Origin of the sequence: Flaviramulus basaltis, from assembly GCF_900114265.1 — a bacterium.
In the GTDB taxonomy this organism is placed as follows: Bacteria; Bacteroidota; Bacteroidia; order Flavobacteriales; family Flavobacteriaceae; genus Flaviramulus; species Flaviramulus basaltis.
Window position 1 is genome coordinate 270156 of record NZ_FPKV01000002.1, and the last position, 20518, is coordinate 290673.

Below are 20518 nucleotides of genomic sequence, written 5' to 3' on the forward strand. Positions count from 1 at the left end.
AAGTTCGAATTAGTTTTTAGTTACTCGAAGCCTTCAAAGAATCAATCTGTTTTTGAAGTTTTTCAAGTAACACTGTTTTATCATCTATAATGGGAATTACTTTATTTAGTGAATCTTGCAATTTTTCTCCTAATTCAATATTTTTAGTGTCTACAGCAAAATAATAACCAATGCCTTCGCTCGCTCTCCAAGCTTCATTTAATTGATCGTAAACCGTTTTATCCCATTGACTTGGGTGTTTAACATCAATCCAAACCACATCACGATATTCACTGTCAATTAATGCTAAATCTGGAGTTGCAGAACCATCAAAATTATCTGACCCTTCTCGAATGGCTGAGATTGTCCCTAAGAAAAACAAACGTTTTCTACCAGCAATATCTTTAATGTAAGGTCTGAATTCTACAGGTTTATTAACAGACCAATCAAACTCTTTGCGAGATTCAATCACTTTTAATGGCATTGCTGAAACGCCTGCATAACCTTGTTTTTTTGAAGCATGATCGTAATAATAAAAGGTATCACTTCCATCTGCAGGTATAAATACACTATATGTTAAACTAGTTCGCTCGTCTCCTACTGGTTCTAATCCAAACCAATGGTATAGTCCACTATAAGCTCCTGTATTTGTGTCTGAAAAATCAAAATCGGTTACAAATGGTTGTTGATTTTGGTCATCTGGTAAATTAGGTATTTTAACTGCTGTCTTCATATTCCATGGTAATGGATCGCTAAAACCACCTAAAAACTTCAAAGATTCGGCTTGTAAGCGCGATACTTTTTCGGCTAATGTATTTTGTCCAATTAAATAGGGATAATTCTTCATTTCACTCGGACTTATATATTTGCCCTTTCCTATTAAAATTCGCTCTATATAATCGTTAAAATCGTGCTCACCACTATCTATAACCATAACGCCTCCAAAAGTTGGATACGGAAATAAAAATCCCTTCCATTTAATTAAGCTCACCACTTCTACCCATTGTCCTGTATCATTTTTCATATAATACGTATCACTAGGTTCCATAGTGAATAATTGGAAAATATTAAAACGCTGAACAACGGCATTGTAGGTATTTCTACTAAATTTTAAAGATTCACCTATAGAAAAAGTTACAGGAATCCTATTTTCACTTGAAAATCTTGGAAATGGTGTCGTACTTGAAACTGCAAAAACTTCTTCAGTATTATCAGTCATTCCTTGCCACATGTACTTTTCAGTTGGTTGAATTGCCATCGTCCATTTGTTTTCATTACCAATTCTAACTAAATGCGGTAGGGATACATCTTTGGTTTCACCTACACTTTCGTTAGCCATAGAAAACACGTTTCTTAAAGGTTGAATACGCTCGTTTTGAGTTAATGGGAGTTCGTTAATTTCAACACGATTTAAATGATTAAACACATTATATGTTCTCATATAATCGTACATTTTATAGTGCCAACCTACAACGTATAAAATTCCGAAGAAGACAAGTAAAAGAGCTAACATCCCTAGTCTTCCTCCTGTAGTTGCTGAGCTTCTAAACTTTCGAAGACCAAAAAATAATACAATGGCACTAAGTAGAATTATGAAAATATATTTTCTAAAAAACAACAACGCTGGTTGATAATCGTCTCGTAAAACAAATAAAGCAATAAGTAAAATTAAAGAAACAATTATGGTTATTGTTTTTTGCTTTTTCCCTCTATTCCAATAGTTTTTAATCATCTTGTATGTTTTGTTATTGAGAAACTTTTAAATGCAGAAATAAATTGAACATATGAAAGTTAGTGGCAATATGTTTATTATTTATTAAGAACTTCTTGTAATGACGATTTATAACAATCCCTTATCTTTTAAGCGATCCCGTGCACTTTTTTCTTCAACTTTTGGAGCCTCTTCATTTAACTCTTTTTCAATAATTTCAGCATCTTTTGTTTTTAAATCTTCTATGAAGTCTTTTCCTTTTTCTATGGTATTTTGAACCATATCCTCAATAGAATCGCTTTTTTTATCAATGACTTCACTAGATTTAAATATAAGATTTGCTAGATATGTTCCGGCTAATGCTCCTACAATCATAGACGCAAAAATGGAAATTGTTGCTAAATCTATAGGGATTAAAAACCGTGTAACAACAATACCTAATAAAAACAAAAACCCAATAAAAACTAATCTTACAATAAATTTTTGTTGATAAACAAAACCTGTTTTATCAGTAGATTTCATTTGTAATTCTTTGGAATACATTAGTTTATTAAAAAATCTATACAAACCGTTTCCGTGTGATTCTCTCCAGTATATTAAGGCTCCAAATATTATGGATGCAATAAAAACAATAAGTTCTAGTGTCATAATTTTAAGTGTATAGTTGCTCTTTATAAAATTAGTCTATTATTATTAAATATTGTTACTAATGGTTTCTATAACCCAATCTTTAAACGAATCATCCCAAGTTTTGAAACTAGAGTAAAATGCTTCTTTATCATACCAATACCAGAATAATACATCTTTTGCAGAGACATTAACCAGCAATTTCCATATTAAATCTTGATGTTTAGCATCTAAAGATGAGTGTGGTTGATGTAAAGCTTCAAAGAGTTTTAAATCTACAATATCTGCTATTTTAAATTGGTTGCTGGTTTCTAATTTTTCTAGATAACGCTCAACACTCATTACCTTTTTTCGCGATTCTATATCTAATTTATTAAGGTAGCTTTTATATAAAATAGGATCATTTAAAATGTCTTTAATAGGATGTTGTGGCTTATTTAAATATTGAGCCATTTCAAATTTTTTGATGCGCTCATACCTTTTTGTTTTTACAACTTTTTCTAAATCGTATTCTATAATAACATGATCACGTAATTTATCCATAAGTTCAGGTTGCTGAATATGATAAATTAACACCTCATAATTAGTGTCTTTTATGGCTTCTTTATACCATTTTTCATCTTCAAATACGACGATAGGTGTTATAAAATCACGCAATATATAAACGCCTCCAAATGCTCTTGTATAAAAAGAATCTGTGGTAAATTGGAGTTCGTGTAAATTTAAATCTCTGTTTCGTAAATCTCCATATGATTTTGCTGAATCAAGCAACTTTTTATGTATGGTTTCATCAATAAAATTGTTATCTCTATTAAAAGTTTCAACCAATTTTAATTGCTCATCTTTAATTTTATCTAAATTATCAATGAGGTGAAAATGAATAGCAATATTATTATATTTTAAAACATCTAAAGGTTCATAAAAAGCATCTATGCCTTGGTCGAAATCTAAACAAATAGCGCTATCTCGGGTAATATCTTTTATCTTTTCACCATGAATTTTAAAGACAAACTTCATAATATCTCTATCAAAAGTATGAAATGGTAAATAGACAGGTTTTCCTTTTTGTAGAGGTGAAATAATTATGCCGTGTGGGTTAGCTTCTCCGTTATTTAAATAACTATTATTTTCCTTTTCTTCTGCAATTTCAGGACTCCAACCAATACCGTCTATTGAAAATGTTTTTAGCTTTGTTTCTATAAAACCAAGTTTTACTAAGCATTTATTATAACGCTCAACAAGTTTTCCACTTACCGGAATAAGCTCACTTCTATATAAATTGGCCTGTTTTAGTTTGTCCATTTTATTCTAACAACTTATGGATTTGAGCATATTGTAACAACATAATAGTTTTAGCATCAATAATTTCGAAGGTTTCAATCATACTTAAAGCTTGTGAAAAAGGCATTTCTAACACTTCAATTTCCTCATCTTCAATATCTAAACCACCTCCTGCGTTTATTTTCATCGCATCATTATATTCAGCAACAAACAGATACATTTTTTCCGTTACAGCACCAGGAGAGGTATAACATTCTATTACTTTTTTTGCGCTTGTAATTTTATATCCGACTTCTTCTTCTACTTCTCTAATGATGCAAACTTCTGGATTTTCATTTTTATCAATTGCGCCTGCACAAACCTCAATAGACATACCATCTTTAGGTGTATTGGCATAAGCGGGCATTCTAAACTGTTTGGTTAAAATAACCATTTGTTTTTCTTTGTTATAAAGTAAAATACCTGTGCCGTTTCCACGATCGTAGCTTTCTCTAGATAATCGCTTCCAATTATTATTTTCAAATTTATAATCGTAATCTATTTGGTATAATGTTGCCCATTCTTTAGAAAGAACATTATACTTAATGTTTCTTAGCTTATCTTCCATTCTCAAAAGTTTTTCTAGCTTCTGTCTCTATATTTAGTTGGTTTACTCGAGCATCTACTTTACGTTTAAAATCAGTATCTGCAATGGTTGCTACGTTATCTAAATAACGAACGACTTCTTGCCTTCTAATTTCAGAAAAATCTAAGCCTTTCATATTACTACGCATCAATTCTTGTAGCATATTAAACTTGGTATCGTAATCTTGTTTAAAATAAATGTCTGGGTTTTCAAACCAATCTTCTTCTAAATCGAAATCTGTTAAACGTAATGATACCGCACTTTGTATGTTTCTAACATCACGCGAAGAAAAGAAAGGAAATGCCTTTTGCATATCTTTATACAAATTCGCATAAAACAAGTGTTGATTTGTTTTAAATTGCTTTTCTACTTTATCATAAACATCATGAACACGCTCTTCTGTGGGCTTATCGGTAACATTAAATATTTCACCCATATTTTTGGCTAATCCTTGATCTTGCAAATAGGCATAGTTTTCAGGCCCTTGCATATTTACAAAATCGGGCATGGTTTCATCAAGTTTTCGCCACCATAGATGATCTTGATCTAAAAAATCATGCTCAGTTCTAGCTCCATCAATTTTAAATCGCCCTTGAACACGAGAAATAACAGCCTTATCTAACATTTCTGGAAGGTTAGTAAATAACCCAATGGAACTATTTCCATAATTTACCGCATAAGCACCTTCGGTATATCTTAAAAACACACCTATAACTTCTTTTACACCCGCTGAAACACCTTGTGCAGTACGTTCCTGTAAATTATTTTCTGCATCATCAATAGGTGCGAAAATAAGTTTAGTAGGATCTTGTAAAGGCTTCATCCATTCTACCATTTTTTCGGCAGAACCACCTTGAAATGTACTAATTAAAGTATCTGGCATTGGGTGGAATAAAAACGGAATATCTAAAGTATCGCAATGTTCTTTTAATCGGGTTGCAATAGCAGCAATAAGCATACTTTTTCCTGTTCCTGGAATTCCATAGCCCATAAATACTGGCATAAAACCACCAAGTTCTTGAAACGGATTCTTTTTTGCGGTAAAATCGTAACTCAACATGCGCTCGGTTAAACGACGCGCAAAATGTTTTGCATCTCGATTACCAACAATTTGCTCAAACTTAACTTTATTGAATTCAATACTTTTTGCAGTACCTTGAAAAACATTATTCCAGCCCGAAACTGCAAATTCTGATTTTTCAAGTTTATATGTTCTATCCTCAATCGTTTCTATGTATTCTAAACTACTTTTACGGAGTTGAATTTCATCTATTAAAGCTTCAAAATAAACGACAGTAAAATCAATAACATCTTTATCTGACTTAACAATTTCTGGATGGCCTAAATATTTATCATAATAAAATAAGCTACAAGAAATTCCTTTTAAAGGCGATAATAAAGAAACCTCTGGAATTCCTGCAAACTTCTGCTTCATCACACTTAAGTCGTCAGATGCATGTGGCTTTAAATCGTTTAATATTTTATAAGCTGAAGCAAATAACATAAATGCTGTTGCGGTATGCATTTTACTTTCAAACTCTCGTTTTCCGTTGTTGTCTAAAGCAGATTTGTTTTCGTTTAAAGCTGATAACCCTGAAGCGTCATAATAGCTATCTTTAATCCAAATACCTAAAGTTAATCCTTCTTGTACCGCAAATAACGTTTGGTTTAAATAAATAGGAATCGCCACAGAATCTGGCAACAGGCGCTTTTTTAATGCTAATATAGTTTTAGAAACTGATGTAATTTCAGCTGAATTTGTACCATTATTTGCTCTGGATAAATACAATAAAATTGATTCATCTTTAGCATCCTTATCTTTGTTTTTGGCGCGAGCACCTTGCTCCCATTGTACACTTTTTAAATAAGATGCTGCTTCATCACGAAGCATATCGAGTTCACTAAGTTTTATTGGGAAAGTTGAGTTGTGTTCCATTTTTTCAGTCTACAGTTAACAGCCTTCAGTCTTCAGTCACGACTCTTGTGCTTTGAAACTTTGACTATTATTTTATTAATTAAATTTATTTGGATTGTTAATCATATAATTAATTAATTTTCCAATTTCTTCACTTTTGTATTGTAACTCTAATTTTTTCTCTTCAGAAATATATTTACAAGCTGTTGCAAAATCTAACCAAAGTTGAGTCTCAGACTTTTCACTGTCAGCATCAGACATTTTACTTTTAAAATGCTTTTCATATTGCCTTTTACGATACCCTTCAGCTATATTTGAACAAACCGATCTATTAGAACGTACCATTTAAGATGTAAGTCCAAACATTTCAGATTTTGGAAAATCTTTTGTAATAAGAAATATTTCCATAGCTAAATCAAACTCTTTTTGGTATGCTAATAAAGTTTTAAAACTCATTTAGTTTGTACTTAATTAATCCTTACTAATATCTATTTTGACTGCTTACTGATTACTGCAAACTGCTAACCTCTATTGGAGCTTTTGCTAGCCTATTCATAATATCTGGTGTTTTGTTGTATAATAATTGAATAATACGGTGTGGTGCAAACACATAGTTTTGATTAAATACATTATCCCATTTTTGAAAAATCTGTTTACTAAAAAACCCACCTTCTTTAAATTCACTATTCGATTTTACTTCATTTATTTTAAGAGAAATGGCATAAGATTCTAAGGCGATTTCTTTTTTTCCAATAGCTTGTAAAATGGCATGCGTAATCTCATTTTCATCTTTTGCAAACACATTGTGTATAGGACCTAAATCTATTCGCTTTATAAGTTTTGGTGATACTTTTGGTAACCGTCTATCAATGGTATAAGCCATCGTATCTAAAGACATTTCTCTATCTGAGGTGGTTTTTAAAACCTCGTAAATTTCATCCTTATAATCGTTTATATTGTTTCCATCATAATTAAAATACATGAAACATATAAAAGGACGATTATGCGAAACATCGAAAAAACTCCAGCTTATTAATAAATCTGCTTTTGAATCTTTTGGAGCATTTATAATTTTCCCTTGTACAAATCTGTTAAATATGTATTGTTTGTTAACCGAAGTATAATAAACTATTGATGCTGCTTGAAAAAGTTTGCTTTTGTTTATGGATTCTTTTTTATGCATCAAGGTTTCCAAAAACTCTTCTTTTAAAATCGCTATTGGCGTAAGTTTTCCTAAATACTCATCACGCAACTCTAAATCGTTAAACAAATACCTGAATTCTAAATAATTAGGAAAACCAGAATCTGTTAAATCTACTTTCATATTATCCTCTTCATCATACATATATTTAATACGCATGGCCTCAATAGAATATAGTAGTAAATCGCAGTATTGTTTAAATAGCAATACTTCTTGCTCATTACAAAGTTGTTGTCTTTGTACTGCTACAATCAATTCCTTAAAAGCAAAATCTATCATTTTATGATAAAAAACATATTGCTCCTTAGAATCGAGAATTGCTGAATCTAATGGTGTCACTATATGGTTTATGGACATTTTTTCAATTGATAATTGACAATTGTTAATTAATTTTGGCGTTACCTAAAGGTCAGGCTTTCTACTATATCTTTTTCTCGGATGCTCAAAAAAGGATGCCGCTTCAATCCTTAACGCACAATCTAGAACAAATTTTAAAGGTGGCAATACATTATAAAACGACTGCCACGTGCGTTCCTTCTCGCAATAACGTTAAGATAACAAATCGTCTTCGCTAGCTTCTGGTTTTGGTTTTCCTACTGGTTCTCCATCACCTCCACTTGTTGGTGCATTAGCATCGGCTTTATAATAATCTTCAAAAATCTCTTTCATATCAATACCATAACGCTCTGCAAAATTCTTTTGAATTTCCCCATCTTTTGCACGAATTTCTTGTAAAGCTTCTGCATAACTACTATAAACACCTTGCATCACTTTTTCGTGCACAGGAATATTATCCATCATATCTTGACGTGCTTTTGCACTTGCAGTATGCATAGATGCTAATGTTTCCCCAATATGCTCATCGGTTTTAACACCTAAATGTTCTAAAATAGCCGCGAATTCTTGATCGGTTCTTGCTTTTAAAGCAACTACATAACCATCGTAATATTTAAGACGTTCTTCTGTATCAGACTTTAATTTAGCACGATGTGTTTGTAAATTACTACGTAATGAGGTTAGTACTTTTATAGTTAAATTATGCTTGTGTACAAAACTATCTTTACTAGCAGCCAAAGTTGTGTAAGCGTTTTTAAGACCTTCAAGCTCTTCAACTTTTTGCTCTAAAGACGTCATTTTACCAATAGCTTCAGAATATTCGGTAGATTGTTTATCTGCAATATCCTCTAGTTCTTGTCTAGCCTGTTTTAATAAAGCATAGTGTTCTTCAAGTTTATCTTCAACTTCTTTTTTCTTTTCTAAAGCTTTTGTGTGATTTTTTGAAGCCTCTACAATAGCATCTTTTAGTTTTTCCTCTACTTCTTTAATTTCTACCTCACGATTTTTTAAACGCGTAACGGCAGCTTGAGATTTATATGATAATTCACTTAAAAGCGTTTGTACATCGGCACTTTCAATACGTTCTTGAAACATCGCTTTTGCCTTATTATCTGCTCCAGCTCTTACTTTTTCGGCAGCTTTAAATTCTTCTTGCTCCTTTTTTATTTTGCTTTTACGTCCCCAAAGATTATTCCACCAAGTATCTGGCTTGTTTGTCGCATCTTCTAACTCAATTCTAGCACGCTCTAAAGCTTTTTGTGCATCATCAATTACTTTTTGTTCGGTAGGATTTAGCGACGAGAACTTCTCGAACATAATACCAACTTCGTCTTGATAATCTGTTAAATCTTTAATAGCATCCAAAAGTGAGGTTCTATCCTTTTCTGCCATATGCACAACATCATCTAACGTTGCATTTAATATTTTTTGACGTACTTCTGGATCATCCGCTTGAGACAATTTAGATTTCATAGTGTCAATGGCTTTTCCCCAATTAACATCTACTTTTTCTGTTTTTTCATTTGAATTGGTTTCTAATAAATCGAAATCATCAGACATGGTATGGTTGTGTTTTTAAGTTAAACAATATTAGAGACAAGCAATTTCGTTAAAAAAAATCATTTCTAAAAGTAAATAAATGTTTACTTTATATTATAATTTTCAATTTTTATCACTCAATATATTGGTATATAAAATTTTCAAATTGTTACATTTTATAAATAAGGTTTTTTAATTAAATATTCATGCTTATAAAAATTGATTGTGTTTCTTTAAATAAAATTACTTCTAAATTCATCTATTTCATTCAATTATATCATTGAAAAGTATTAAAATAAAGATATTTAAGCTTGTTGAATTTGTAATACATATCCTATGATTTATGCTATAATAATTTCATTTATAATTGCTTAGTGACCAAAATACACTATCTTTGAACAGCTATTAAATCAAATTTTTGCATACATCATGCTTATCACTAAACTAAACTCTTTTTCTTTAGGAACTTTTCTTATTGAGCAATCAAACATAGTCATACTACTAAGTATTGTCGTTGTTTTTTTTACTGTTTTATTGCTTTTAGGAGTTAGAAAATCTTATCTACTTAAAAAGGAAAATGATCAATTAGATACATTAAATAATAATTTTGATGAAGATGATACTAAGCCATATAAAGATTTTACTGAAGGACATATGTATCAACAAAAAAATGATAAATAATGATTGAATCTATTTTTACAATAATTTTTGTGATAACTGTTTTTATTATAGGTGTTATTTCTAAAAAGATATTATATGCGAATGAACATGTTCTATCTATTGAAAGTGAATTAAAAACTTTTGATGATAATTTCAAAGCTATGGAAAGTATAGATAAAATACCTGATTTTAAATTAGGTTATGGGCATATATACTCAAATGATTAGTTTTGTTTAAATTATACAAGCAGAAAAAGAGAATAAATTTCTTAGAAAATCAATTAAAAAAATAGTTGTAAATAATAAATAAAAAAAGCCTGCAAATTGCAGGCTTTTTTTATTTATTTAATATTGGTTTTTATCTCACTAACTTTTTATACTTAATACGTTTCGGCATTAAATCGCCACCTAATCGCTTCTTCTTATTTTCTTCATATTCACTAAAACTTCCTTCAAAAAAGTATACTTGCGAATCACCTTCAAAAGCTAATATATGTGTACAAATTCTATCTAAAAACCAGCGGTCGTGACTTATTACTACAGCACAACCTGCAAAGTTTTCTAAACCTTCTTCCAATGCTCTTAATGTATTAACATCAAGATCATTAGTCGGCTCATCTAAAAGCAAAACGTTACCCTCTTCTTTAAGTGTCATGGCTAAATGCAAACGGTTACGTTCACCACCAGATAGTAATTTTACTTTTTTATTTTGTTCACCACCAGAAAAATTAAATCGACTTAAATAAGCTCTAGAATTTACTTCTTTTCCGCCCATCATCACCAATTCTTGTTCATCACTAAAATTTTGCCAAATTGTTTTTTCTGAATCAATATTAGAATGTTTTTGATCGACATAAGCCAATTTGGCTGTGTCTCCAACTTTAAACTCACCTTTATTTGGTGTTTCTTCACCCATTATCATTCTGAAGATAGTTGTTTTACCTGCTCCATTGGGGCCAATAACACCAACAATACCTGCTTGTGGTAATTTAAAATTTAAATCATCATAAAGTAATTTATCATCATAGCCTTTGGCTACTCCAATAGCCTCTATAACATTTGTTCCTAAACGTGGTCCATTAGGAATATAAATTTCCAGTTTTTCATCAAGTTGCTTTTGGTCTTGACTCATTAACTTATCATAATTGTTTAAACGCGCTTTTTGCTTAGTCTGTCTTCCTTTTGCTCCCTGTCTCACCCATTCCAACTCACGTTCTAAAGTTTTTTGACGCTTAGAAGCTGTTTTACTTTCTTGAGCCATACGCTTTGATTTTTGATCTAACCAAGATGAGTAATTTCCTTTCCAAGGAATACCTTCACCTCTATCGAGTTCTAAAATCCAACCAGCTACATTATCTAAAAAGTATCTATCGTGAGTTACTGCAATTACAGTTCCTTTATATTGCGCTAAATGGTGCTCTAACCAATGTACCGATTCTGCATCTAAGTGATTGGTTGGCTCATCTAATAATAGAACATCTGGCTCTTGTAATAATAATCTACATAAAGCTACACGACGACGCTCTCCACCAGAAAGTACACCAATTTTTTTATCGCCATCTGGAGTACGAAGCGCATCCATGGCTATTTCTAATTTAGTGTCTAACTCCCAAGCATTTGCAGCATCTATTTGATCTTGAAGTACTGCTTGACGGTTCATTAATTTTTCCATCTTATCAGCATCAGAATAGACTTCTTCCAAACCAAACATATCGTTTATTTTATTGTATTCATCAAGAATAGCAACTGTCTCTGCTGCTCCTTCACGCACAATTTCCATAACCGTTTTATCTTCATCTAATTTAGGCTCTTGCTCTAAATACCCAACTGAATAATTTTGAAGAAATGTGACATCTCCTTGAAAATTTTTATCTACACCAGCAATAATTTTTAATAATGTAGATTTACCTGAACCATTTAAACCTAAAATACCAATTTTAGCTCCATAAAAGAAACTTAAATAAATATTCTTTAATACTGGTGTATTTGCACCTTGAAATGTCTTGGTTAAACCAGACATTGAAAAAATTACTTTTTTATCATCGCTCATTTATACTCGTCCTTTTAAAGCGTTAAACACCCAAGCTATTGCAAAAAAACCAATACCTACAGCTGCAAATCCCCATCCAGCAACATCATCATATCTAAATGCTCCCATAGCTATTAAACTAATTCCAACTATTATCATAATGGTGGTTGCCCAGGCTAACACCGTATTTTTATTCATTGCCATACTGTATATATTAATTACTTCTTTATTAGTAGAAAGACAAATATCGGATTTTTCAATAAAAAAAACATCCGATATTGGATGCTTTTTTTATTCTATGTTTTTAATTTATCAAAAATGACACTTTTATTGTAATGATACAAGTTATTTAAAATAAGCAATATTAATTTTTAAAATCAATTATTTTAATTTCAGACCTTCTGTTTTCTTTATGTTTGCTTTCAGAACATTTAGTATTATCATCACATTCATTTAAGAGTTTTTCTTCTCCAAAAGCCTTTCCTATAAGTTTATCATTTGAAACTTTATTTTCTGACAGATATTGAATTGTAGATTTAAGTCTTTGTTCGGAAAGTATTTGATTATATAATTTAGAACCTCTTGAATCTGTATGAGAACTAATTTCTACAATTAATTCAGGGTTATTATTTAAAATAGATACTAATTTTAAAAGTATTTTTTTAGATTCTGTATTTAAATTTGACGAATTAAAATTAAAATTAACTTTATCTAAAGCATTTATTGCAGTTTGTATCTCATCAAACTTTTTGTTTTTTTCTTCTAGTTTTTGTTTTTCAATCTGTGCTAATCTAGCTACTTCTTTTTCTTGAGCCAATTGGTTTTCTAATTGTATAGCTTTTTCTTTAACTTCGGCAACCATAGCAATAGAATCATTAAATCTAATGTTTTCCTTTTCTAATTCATTAATTAAAGCTAATTTTTCTTCTCCTTGTTTTGTTAATTCCTTTTTTATATCAAATCTATAAACAACCCCTACCACGTGTTGAATATAATTTGTTGCAGTTGCATCGAAAGACCATTTACCTGATGAATTTATATCTAGTCCAAGATTATCTGAAAACCAAGTTCTGAAACCTAAAACACCATTAAAAGTTCCCCTAGATACATTATTTGCATCTGTATACCCCAATCCTAAACCTATGTAAGGGTCGAACCAACCTGTTTCTCCAATTACTTTATTTAAATCATAGCTCAATCTGGTGTCAAAAGAAAGAAACTCCTCATTTTCAGTAATATTCATTCGATCTACTCTTTTACCTTTACTATACTTAGTATATGCAGCTATAGCTTCAACTCCCAATCCGTTCTTAAAATATTTCCCTATACTAATACGCGATGGGTAAGGTAAAGCATTCCAAGATTTTTTAATATCAAATAATTTATCAAAAACATCACCAGAGTCATCTATAATGTTGTAACCAATTCCAAAAATCCAAGAACTTACAATTGTAGAATCCTTTTCTGTTAATGGTGGTATTTGAGCATTAATTGAGGAAAAATAAGCAAATACAAATACCAATAGTAGTATTTTTTTAAGTAGCATTTTAATTAAGATTTGGGTTTCTCACTCAAATTTTACTCAAAAAAACCTATATATAAAATAAAAACTTCAAAGAGTACATTTTGCCGACAAGGAGGTGAATTGTCTTATTTTTTGGTTTTATAAATAAAAAAAGCATCCATTTACGGATGCTTTTAAGCTATTAATCAAATTTAGGTTTTAATTTAATGGGACTTCAACAAATAAAAACCCAGCATCTTCATTTGTAGTGATACTAAAACTATTAGTTTCATAAACTCCAACAGCATCTCTTGTTTTTAAAGTATTACCATTTATTGTATTATTTCCATAAATAGTCATAACATATACGCCATGGTTTTCGCTCATTAATTTATATTCAAAAGGTTCACCTTTATCTAAATCAATTCTTGAAATCTTAGCATCTTGATGAATTTTCAAACTTCCTTCATGACTTTCATCAATAGAAGTAACTAATGTTTGAAGTTTATTTTTCCTTTCAGAAGCATCAAAAGTTTTTTGTCCATATCGTGGTTCAACATTTCTCTTATTTGGAACAATCCAAATTTGAAACAAGCTTAAATGCTCATCAGATGAACCATTAATCTCTGAATGTTGTACACCTGTTCCGGCACTCATAATCTGTACTTCACCAGGAACAACAGGAATCCACTCATCTCCCATATTATCACGATGTTTTAAAACACCTTTTAATGGAATAGTTATAATTTCCATATTATCATGTGGATGTGTACCAAAACCCATTTTAGGTGCAATTACATCATCATTAAATACACGTAGAGCTCCAAATTGAATTTTATCTTTATCATAAAAGTTTGCAAAACTAAATGAATGGTTTGCTTGCAACCAACCATGATTTGCATATCCTCTGTCTTCTGCTTTATGAATTACTATTTTCATTTTTATTTTATTTTATCTCATTTTATCTAGCAGATTGCTTAATTGTTCTGCTTCTTGTTCATTTAAATTTTTAAATAATTCGTTATTTAAACTATTAGGAATAGACTCTAATAAATCTTTACCTTTAGTTGTAATAGATATTTTTACCACTCGCCTATCATGTTTACATGGTAAGCGCTCTATATATTCTTTAGAATACAATTTATCCATTAATCTAGTAGCATTTGGTGAACGCTCGATCATTCTATCTTTAATTACTTGAACGTTTAAAGGCTCTTTAGCACCATTTAAAATTCTTAAAATATTGTATTGTTGAGGAGAAATTCCATAAACTTTAAAAAATTCATTCTGGCTACTAGAAATCCAATTAGCAGTGTATAAGATATTTAGTAATGCCTTAACTCTGTTATTTGGAAATTTAGAATTGATATCTTTACTTATGTCTCCCATTTTATAATAATTAAAGACTTTTTTGATATTGTTTTACAGAGTTTTTTAATTGTGTATCTAAATCTTCGTTTACAATTTTTCCATCTTTAAAATTATCTCCAAAAAATGGTAATGAAAACGTTTCAATAATATTACCATCATGAAATGGGAATCTACCTTTTGCAATTTCTAAAGCAGTTTCTCCTCCTCTACCTCCAGGTGAAGTTGCCATTAATAACATTGGTTTATCAAAAAACATTTTACCTTCAATTCTTGTTAACCAATCAAAAAGGTTTTTAAAAACCGTTGCATATGTACCGTTGTGCTCTGCAAGAGATAAAACAATACCATCTGTTCCTTTTAAAATTTCTAAAAATTTATGTGCATCATCTGGGATTCCCTTATCATTTTCTAAATCTATACCATATAAAGGTAAATCATAATCGTTTAAATCTAAAATAGTTACATTAACATCTTCTACTAAACTTGAAGCATAAGTTGCTAAATGTTTATTAATTGATTCTTTACTATTTGAACCTGCAAAGGCAATTATATTTTTCATAGTTTTTATTTATTGTTATGCAAATATAAGTAGAAAATATTTATTTTCCAAGGAAACTATTTCCATGTTATATAATTTATGATTTCATTAAGAAACTCAATTATAAATTTTTGAAACTTTTGTACATTAGCACAAACTAAATATCAATGGACATTAACTTCAATAAAAACGAAGATCATAATAAACTCTTACTATCAGAACTCAATAAGCACCTTGCTATAGTTAAGCTTGGTGGCGGAAAAAGTAAAATTGAAAAACATCATTCAAAAGGTAAAATGACTGCCAGAGAGCGTGTTAATTATTTATTGGATGATAAAGCTAAATCTATTGAAATTGCAGTATTTGCTGGTGAAGACATGTATGAAGAACATGGTGGTTGTCCTTCTGGTGGTGTAGTTATAAAAATAGGATATATAAAAGGCAAACAATGTATTGTTGTTGCTAATGATGCCACCGTAAAGGCTGGAGCTTGGTTTCCTATTACAGGAAAAAAGAACTTGAGAGCACAAGAAATTGCCATAGAAAATAAACTACCAATAATTTATCTTGTTGATTCTGCTGGTGTATATCTTCCAATGCAAGATGAAATTTTTCCAGATAAAGAACATTTTGGGCGTATTTTTAGAAATAATGCTATAATGAGTAGCATGGGAATTACTCAAATTGCTGCTGTAATGGGGAGCTGTGTTGCTGGAGGTGCTTATTTACCTATTATGAGTGATGAAGCTTTAATTGTTGATAAAACAGGGAGTATTTTTCTTGCTGGCAGTTATTTAGTAAAAGCTGCTATTGGAGAAACTATTGACAATGAAACTTTAGGTGGCGCAACTACACATTGTGAAATTTCGGGAGTAACAGATTATAAAGCTAAAGATGATGCTGATGCTCTTGATACTATAAAGCGATTAATAGATAAAATTGGAGATTATGATAAAGCTGGTTTTAATAGAAATGATGCTATAAAGCCAAAGGAAAATCCTGAAGATATTTATGGAATTATCCCAAAATCTAGAGCAGACCAATACGATATGTATGAGATCATTAAACGATTAGTTGATAACTCGGAGTTTGATGAATACAAAGCTGGGTACGGAAAAACAATTATTACATGCTATGCTAGAATTGATGGTTGGGCAGTTGGTATTGTTGCCAACCAACGTAAATTGGTGAAAAACGCAAAAGGTGAAATGCAATTTGGAGGTGTTATTTATAATGATAGTGCTGATAAAGCCACACGGTTTATAGCAAACTGCAACCAGAAGAAAATTCCGTTGGTATTTTTACAAGATGTTACTGGTTTTATGGTTGGTAGTAAAAGTGAGCATGGTGGCATAATAAAAGATGGTGCTAAAATGGTAAATGCGGTTAGTAATTCGGTAGTACCCAAATTCACCATTATTATTGGAAATAGCTACGGAGCAGGTAATTACGCTATGTGCGGAAAAGCTTATGATCCAAGATTGATTGTAGCATGGCCAAGTGCAGAACTTGCTGTTATGAGTGGAAACTCTGCTGCAAAAGTATTATTACAAATTGAAAAAGCATCTCTTGAAAAGCAAGGTGAAAAATTCACAAAAGAAAAAGAAGAAGAACTTTACAATAAAATAAAAGATAGATATGACAATCAAGTGTCTCCATATTATGCTGCTGCACGTATTTGGACAGATGCTATTATTAACCCATTAGATACTAGAACTTGGATTAGTATGGGCATTGAAGCAGCTAACCACGCTCCTATTGAAAAGAAATTTAACTTGGGAGTTTTACAGGTATAAAAAAGAGCAACTATTTAGTCGCTCTTTTTTATTATACTTCTAGTTTCGCTACTATTTGTTTATCCTTTGATTTTGTTAACCTTATTATTTTCAATTCTTTAGTTTCATTAGGCTTACCAAAATTTCTAAACATGGTTACTTTCATAAAAGTAGGGTTTTCAATTTTTTGATATCTATCTCCGTAATAATTTACTTTAACAAAGTAAGTTCCTTCTTTAGCATACTTTAAAGTAAACTCTTCTGGTCCAAAACCTTGTGTCATGTCTTGTGAAAGTTCGCCACCAATTTTTGTTTTTGAATGACTGTAAAAGCATTCTTCTAAATTAGGGTCAATAATATGTAAGTCTATATCAGTATCATTATGATTCCAATCTATCAAAATTCTAACATCGAAAGTTGTATTAACCTCTTTCCTTTCATTAAGATTTTCTTTATTAATTTTTAAATTATTTTGAATAAGTTTATTTATTTCATTTTTTGTGATTTTTTGTATTCCATCAAATTTTCTTCTATTATTATCTATATATATATCTTCACTAATAATACTATTTAAAAGATTAAAGGATTCTTGTGCTAAACCAATTTCTTGATATACTAAAGCTAAATCTCTATAAGATTGTGAATCTTCAGGACGCAATTTTAAAACCTGTGCGTAAATGTAACTTGCTAATCCATAATTATTTGTTTCTTCTAGTTTATAACCAAGGACTCTTAATAATTCATAATTATCAAAATCTAATTCCGCAACATTAGTTAATATTCTAAGTTCATAATCATTGTTTTTCCATGTTCTAAAATAATCACAAACATCAATATAATATGCTGGTAAATGCCCATAAATATCTCTTTGTTTTAAATACGTTTCATAAGCTTTTTCTAAGGTTTTAGATTTATTCAACTCAGTTAAATAAGGCTGGTTTATAATATTTTCTTTTACTTTTAAACTACCTTTATATTTATTCTTTTTACTTTTTCTATTTATACTTCTATAATCTCTACTTCGTGCTCTATTATTAGATTTAGTCGTAATTACAATTACACCATTTGAAGCTCTACTACCATATATAGCTGAACCAGAAATATCTTTAATTACATTTATACTTTCAATATCATTAACATTAATTACGTCATCAATGTTGTCATTAACTGGTATGCCATCAATAACATATAAGGGTTGACCATTATTACGAATTGATGAACTACCACGAATAATAACATTTGGGCTAGAACCTAGTCTACCATTATTGTTTGTTATGTTTAGTCCAGCAACTCTACCTTGTAAAGCTTGAGCTATACTTGTATATCCACTATTACTTATCTCTTCTGTTTTAACTTCAGTTACTGAACCTGTTACATTACTTCTTGAAACCGTTCCATAACCTACAACAACAACTTCGTCTAAGGCTGAAGCATCTTCCTGCATAGATATATTTATTGTATTAGATGAACCAACAGTAGTTTCTAAAGTTTGATAACCTATAAAACTAAATGAAAGCACAGAACCAGGAATAGCATCAATTCTATAATTACCATCAAAATCTGTTGTTGTTCCTATATTAGACCCTAGTAAGACTATATTGGCTCCTGGCAATGGCAAACCCGAACTATCTGTAATAATTCCTGAAATATTACCTCCCGAACTTGTAATTCTAGTTGGAACTTGTTCATCTTCTTCTATTTCTGTGTGAACTGACACAACCTTTTTACCTTTATTTCTATCAATAATTCTGTTATATTCTTCTAGTAATTCTTCTGGAGGTGTAATTTTATATCGAACATAATCCCAAACTGTTTCTAATACAATTAATGATGTATGATTACTTACTAAATTATATAACATACTATGTTTTACAATATCTTCCTTATTTAAATCACTTTCTACTTGTAGTTCATTTAGCTTTTTTTGAGCCCAAATTCTTTTAACTAAAGAATTTGAAATATCAGAATTCAAATTAAAAGATATTGTTTGCGTCACATCTTTTCCATAACCAAAGTGTAATACAACAGAATCGTTATAATTGAAATTTTTACCAGAAAATGAAAAATCTTCTGAAACCGTTAATGGAGCTTTTGGATAAGCTTCAACTTTATCATTTGAAGACTCAAAGCTTAAAAATTTTAAAGATTGATATTTGACTTTATTTATCGATTCATCAATACTACCATTTTTTAAATTGATATACTTTCCATTTGTATATTCACAAATACTATTTAACTCACTATGGTTTGCTTTAACAATACTATTGATAACAAAAATTGGCTGACTAGTATTTATAGATACATCACTTAAATTCTTCATACCATCAGAAAACATTAAAATTTCATCTGAAGAATTATTTAAAAATAAGTTAGCGTATGATGTTCCACCATCATAAATTGTAGTTGTTAATTCGTTTTTAAGAATTGCCCAATTTCCATTATTAATTTTATAGATTTTGTTTAATAATATATCATTGCTAAACTTTATCAACTCTACTTTTACATTATTCAAGTGTCTTAAATACTCATCTAAAAATGCTAGTTCTTTATTTAAGTCTCTAGCTTGCATTGATAATGATGCATCCCAATAAAGTGTAATGGATTTGGATTTTTTCCGTAATCTTTTTTCTGTATTTAAAGTTTTATACACATAAAAATAATCATCAAAAACTATTACTTTATTTTTATCATAATTCTGAGGAATTTTAATAATTAAAGACTCACTAGGCGTGTAATTTTTCTTTTCAAATTTTGCATAATAGTTATTGTTTACTGATTTAAAACTGAAATTTTCAATTTTCCCTTTTGCAACTTCTGGTTTTAGTGGTTGATTGAATATGTTCATTTCTAGAACATAATGATCTAAATTCTTCTTAAATCCAAGTGGTAAATGAAAATAATGTGCATCTTCACTTAAAATTAATTCTTGTTCGTGTGCTAAAACAACTCTTTTATGACCTTTTGCTGGAATAGGATAAATTCTAGCTTTATAATTATTTCCTGTACCTTTTTCCAACAAAACTGGATCTACACGACGTCTTACCACGGCTTCAAAAGCAACGCGACCTTGCTCTTTTTCTACAACTACAGCTTCACGAAGTTTTCCGTTTACTTCTAGTGCCAATCGAGAAACATTTTGTCCTTCACCTAAAGGAAAAGCTAATTCTCCTTCTAAAATAGCATTGGTTGGATTATAAAATAACATATCATAAGTTGTAGTAGCTATATTGCCAACAACTTCTACTTTAATGTCTAACGATGTAATACCTAATTTATCTTCTCCAACTTTAATAGATGGCATTTCTTGTGAAAATGTATTAATTGCTAGAAGCAAAAAAAGGAATTTAAATAGCGTTTTCATAATAGTTAGTTTTTAAGTTTTACATAAAACTACTATCAAACGATATGATATAAAACCAACAATGAGG

Annotated in this window: 18 protein-coding genes; 3 read left to right on the forward strand and 15 right to left on the reverse strand. The window is 30.3% G+C overall.

What is annotated here, in order from left to right:
* Positions 1-16 precede the first annotated feature (16 nt).
* The 8 genes from BT151_RS07885 to BT151_RS07920 all read right to left on the reverse strand — a co-directional run bounded on the left by BT151_RS07885 (position 17) and on the right by BT151_RS07920 (position 9235).
* Positions 17-1711 carry a UbiA prenyltransferase family protein gene (locus BT151_RS07885; protein WP_072401255.1) on the reverse strand — a complete coding sequence of 565 codons (1695 nt, stop codon included), beginning with the start codon at positions 1709-1711 and terminating at the stop codon, positions 17-19.
* Positions 1712-1819: 108 nt separating this feature from the next.
* On the reverse strand, positions 1820-2338 hold the full coding sequence (locus tag BT151_RS07890) for a hypothetical protein (protein WP_072401256.1): 519 nt from the start codon (positions 2336-2338) through the stop codon (positions 1820-1822).
* A gap of 45 nt (positions 2339-2383) precedes the next feature.
* Entirely contained in the window at positions 2384-3619 is a 1236-nt protein-coding gene (locus tag BT151_RS07895; RefSeq protein ID WP_072401257.1) for a DUF6638 family protein, read from the reverse strand.
* Between the two features lies 1 nt (position 3620).
* Complete coding sequence (locus tag BT151_RS07900; protein ID WP_072401258.1) at positions 3621-4205, reverse strand: NUDIX domain-containing protein; 585 nt, start codon at positions 4203-4205, stop codon at positions 3621-3623.
* A complete protein-coding gene (locus BT151_RS07905; protein WP_072401259.1) occupies positions 4195-6159 on the reverse strand; it encodes an AAA family ATPase in 1965 nt (654 codons plus the stop codon). The genes BT151_RS07900 and BT151_RS07905 overlap by 11 nt, the downstream gene beginning before the upstream one ends.
* Before the next feature lie 75 nt (positions 6160-6234).
* Entirely contained in the window at positions 6235-6483 is a 249-nt protein-coding gene (locus BT151_RS07910; RefSeq protein ID WP_449401673.1) for a four helix bundle protein, read from the reverse strand.
* A gap of 163 nt (positions 6484-6646) precedes the next feature.
* On the reverse strand, positions 6647-7696 hold the full coding sequence (locus BT151_RS07915; RefSeq protein WP_072401260.1) for a hypothetical protein: 1050 nt from the start codon (positions 7694-7696) through the stop codon (positions 6647-6649).
* 192 nt (positions 7697-7888) lie between these two features.
* Positions 7889-9235 carry a microtubule-binding protein gene (locus BT151_RS07920; RefSeq protein WP_072401261.1) on the reverse strand — a complete coding sequence of 449 codons (1347 nt, stop codon included), beginning with the start codon at positions 9233-9235 and terminating at the stop codon, positions 7889-7891.
* A gap of 408 nt (positions 9236-9643) precedes the next feature.
* Between BT151_RS07920 and BT151_RS07925 the strand changes: the two genes are divergently transcribed.
* Together BT151_RS07925 and BT151_RS07930 are read left to right on the forward strand one after the other, a co-directional pair.
* On the forward strand, positions 9644-9895 hold the full coding sequence (locus tag BT151_RS07925) for a hypothetical protein (RefSeq protein ID WP_072401262.1): 252 nt from the start codon (positions 9644-9646) through the stop codon (positions 9893-9895).
* Entirely contained in the window at positions 9895-10101 is a 207-nt protein-coding gene (locus BT151_RS07930; RefSeq protein WP_072401263.1) for a hypothetical protein, read from the forward strand. The genes BT151_RS07925 and BT151_RS07930 overlap by 1 nt, the downstream gene beginning before the upstream one ends.
* A gap of 130 nt (positions 10102-10231) precedes the next feature.
* Here the strand turns inward: BT151_RS07930 and ettA are convergent, their stop codons facing one another.
* The 6 genes from ettA to BT151_RS07960 all read right to left on the reverse strand — a co-directional run bounded on the left by ettA (position 10232) and on the right by BT151_RS07960 (position 15336).
* Positions 10232-11923 carry an energy-dependent translational throttle protein EttA gene (gene ettA, locus BT151_RS07935; RefSeq protein ID WP_072401264.1) on the reverse strand — a complete coding sequence of 564 codons (1692 nt, stop codon included), beginning with the start codon at positions 11921-11923 and terminating at the stop codon, positions 10232-10234.
* Complete coding sequence (locus tag BT151_RS07940; RefSeq protein ID WP_072401265.1) at positions 11924-12106, reverse strand: CAL67264 family membrane protein; 183 nt, start codon at positions 12104-12106, stop codon at positions 11924-11926.
* 160 nt (positions 12107-12266) lie between these two features.
* Positions 12267-13448 (reverse strand): OmpA family protein, encoded by a 1182-nt coding sequence (locus BT151_RS07945; protein ID WP_072401266.1) that lies wholly within the window; start codon positions 13446-13448, stop codon positions 12267-12269.
* 177 nt (positions 13449-13625) lie between these two features.
* Complete coding sequence (locus BT151_RS07950; protein ID WP_072401267.1) at positions 13626-14345, reverse strand: pirin family protein; 720 nt, start codon at positions 14343-14345, stop codon at positions 13626-13628.
* 12 nt (positions 14346-14357) lie between these two features.
* Complete coding sequence (locus tag BT151_RS07955) at positions 14358-14795, reverse strand: MarR family winged helix-turn-helix transcriptional regulator (RefSeq protein ID WP_072401268.1); 438 nt, start codon at positions 14793-14795, stop codon at positions 14358-14360.
* Positions 14796-14805: 10 nt separating this feature from the next.
* Positions 14806-15336, reverse strand: a complete 531-nt coding sequence (locus BT151_RS07960) for an NADPH-dependent FMN reductase (RefSeq protein WP_072401269.1) — start codon at positions 15334-15336, stop codon at positions 14806-14808.
* Positions 15337-15482: 146 nt separating this feature from the next.
* Between BT151_RS07960 and BT151_RS07965 the strand changes: the two genes are divergently transcribed.
* A complete protein-coding gene (locus tag BT151_RS07965; protein ID WP_072401270.1) occupies positions 15483-17111 on the forward strand; it encodes an acyl-CoA carboxylase subunit beta in 1629 nt (542 codons plus the stop codon).
* A gap of 31 nt (positions 17112-17142) precedes the next feature.
* Here BT151_RS07965 and BT151_RS07970 read toward each other — a convergent pair whose 3' ends face one another.
* A complete protein-coding gene (locus BT151_RS07970) occupies positions 17143-20451 on the reverse strand; it encodes a VIT domain-containing protein (protein ID WP_072401271.1) in 3309 nt (1102 codons plus the stop codon).
* Positions 20452-20518 lie beyond the last annotated feature (67 nt).

Bases quoted from the DNA above. Each gene is read 5' to 3' on its own strand.
- BT151_RS07960 (WP_072401269.1), bottom strand. From the start codon at position 15,336: ATGAAAAATATAATTGCCTTTGCAGGTTCAAATAGTAAAGAATCAATT.
- BT151_RS07890 (WP_072401256.1), bottom strand. From the start codon at position 2,338: ATGACACTAGAACTTATTGTTTTTATTGCATCCATAATATTTGGAGCC.
- BT151_RS07920 (WP_072401261.1), bottom strand. From the start codon at position 9,235: ATGTCTGATGATTTCGATTTATTAGAAACCAATTCAAATGAAAAAACA.
- BT151_RS07970 (WP_072401271.1), bottom strand. From the start codon at position 20,451: ATGAAAACGCTATTTAAATTCCTTTTTTTGCTTCTAGCAATTAATACA.
- BT151_RS07905 (WP_072401259.1), bottom strand. From the start codon at position 6,159: ATGGAACACAACTCAACTTTCCCAATAAAACTTAGTGAACTCGATATG.
- BT151_RS07900 (WP_072401258.1), bottom strand. From the start codon at position 4,205: ATGGAAGATAAGCTAAGAAACATTAAGTATAATGTTCTTTCTAAAGAA.
- BT151_RS07910 (WP_449401673.1), bottom strand. From the start codon at position 6,483: ATGGTACGTTCTAATAGATCGGTTTGTTCAAATATAGCTGAAGGGTAT.
- BT151_RS07915 (WP_072401260.1), bottom strand. From the start codon at position 7,696: ATGTCCATAAACCATATAGTGACACCATTAGATTCAGCAATTCTCGAT.
- BT151_RS07895 (WP_072401257.1), bottom strand. From the start codon at position 3,619: ATGGACAAACTAAAACAGGCCAATTTATATAGAAGTGAGCTTATTCCG.
- BT151_RS07930 (WP_072401263.1), top strand. From the start codon at position 9,895: ATGATTGAATCTATTTTTACAATAATTTTTGTGATAACTGTTTTTATT.
- BT151_RS07955 (WP_072401268.1), bottom strand. From the start codon at position 14,795: ATGGGAGACATAAGTAAAGATATCAATTCTAAATTTCCAAATAACAGA.
- ettA (WP_072401264.1), bottom strand. From the start codon at position 11,923: ATGAGCGATGATAAAAAAGTAATTTTTTCAATGTCTGGTTTAACCAAG.
- BT151_RS07965 (WP_072401270.1), top strand. From the start codon at position 15,483: ATGGACATTAACTTCAATAAAAACGAAGATCATAATAAACTCTTACTA.
- BT151_RS07940 (WP_072401265.1), bottom strand. From the start codon at position 12,106: ATGGCAATGAATAAAAATACGGTGTTAGCCTGGGCAACCACCATTATG.
- BT151_RS07925 (WP_072401262.1), top strand. From the start codon at position 9,644: ATGCTTATCACTAAACTAAACTCTTTTTCTTTAGGAACTTTTCTTATT.
- BT151_RS07945 (WP_072401266.1), bottom strand. From the start codon at position 13,448: ATGCTACTTAAAAAAATACTACTATTGGTATTTGTATTTGCTTATTTT.
- BT151_RS07950 (WP_072401267.1), bottom strand. From the start codon at position 14,345: ATGAAAATAGTAATTCATAAAGCAGAAGACAGAGGATATGCAAATCAT.
- BT151_RS07885 (WP_072401255.1), bottom strand. From the start codon at position 1,711: ATGATTAAAAACTATTGGAATAGAGGGAAAAAGCAAAAAACAATAACC.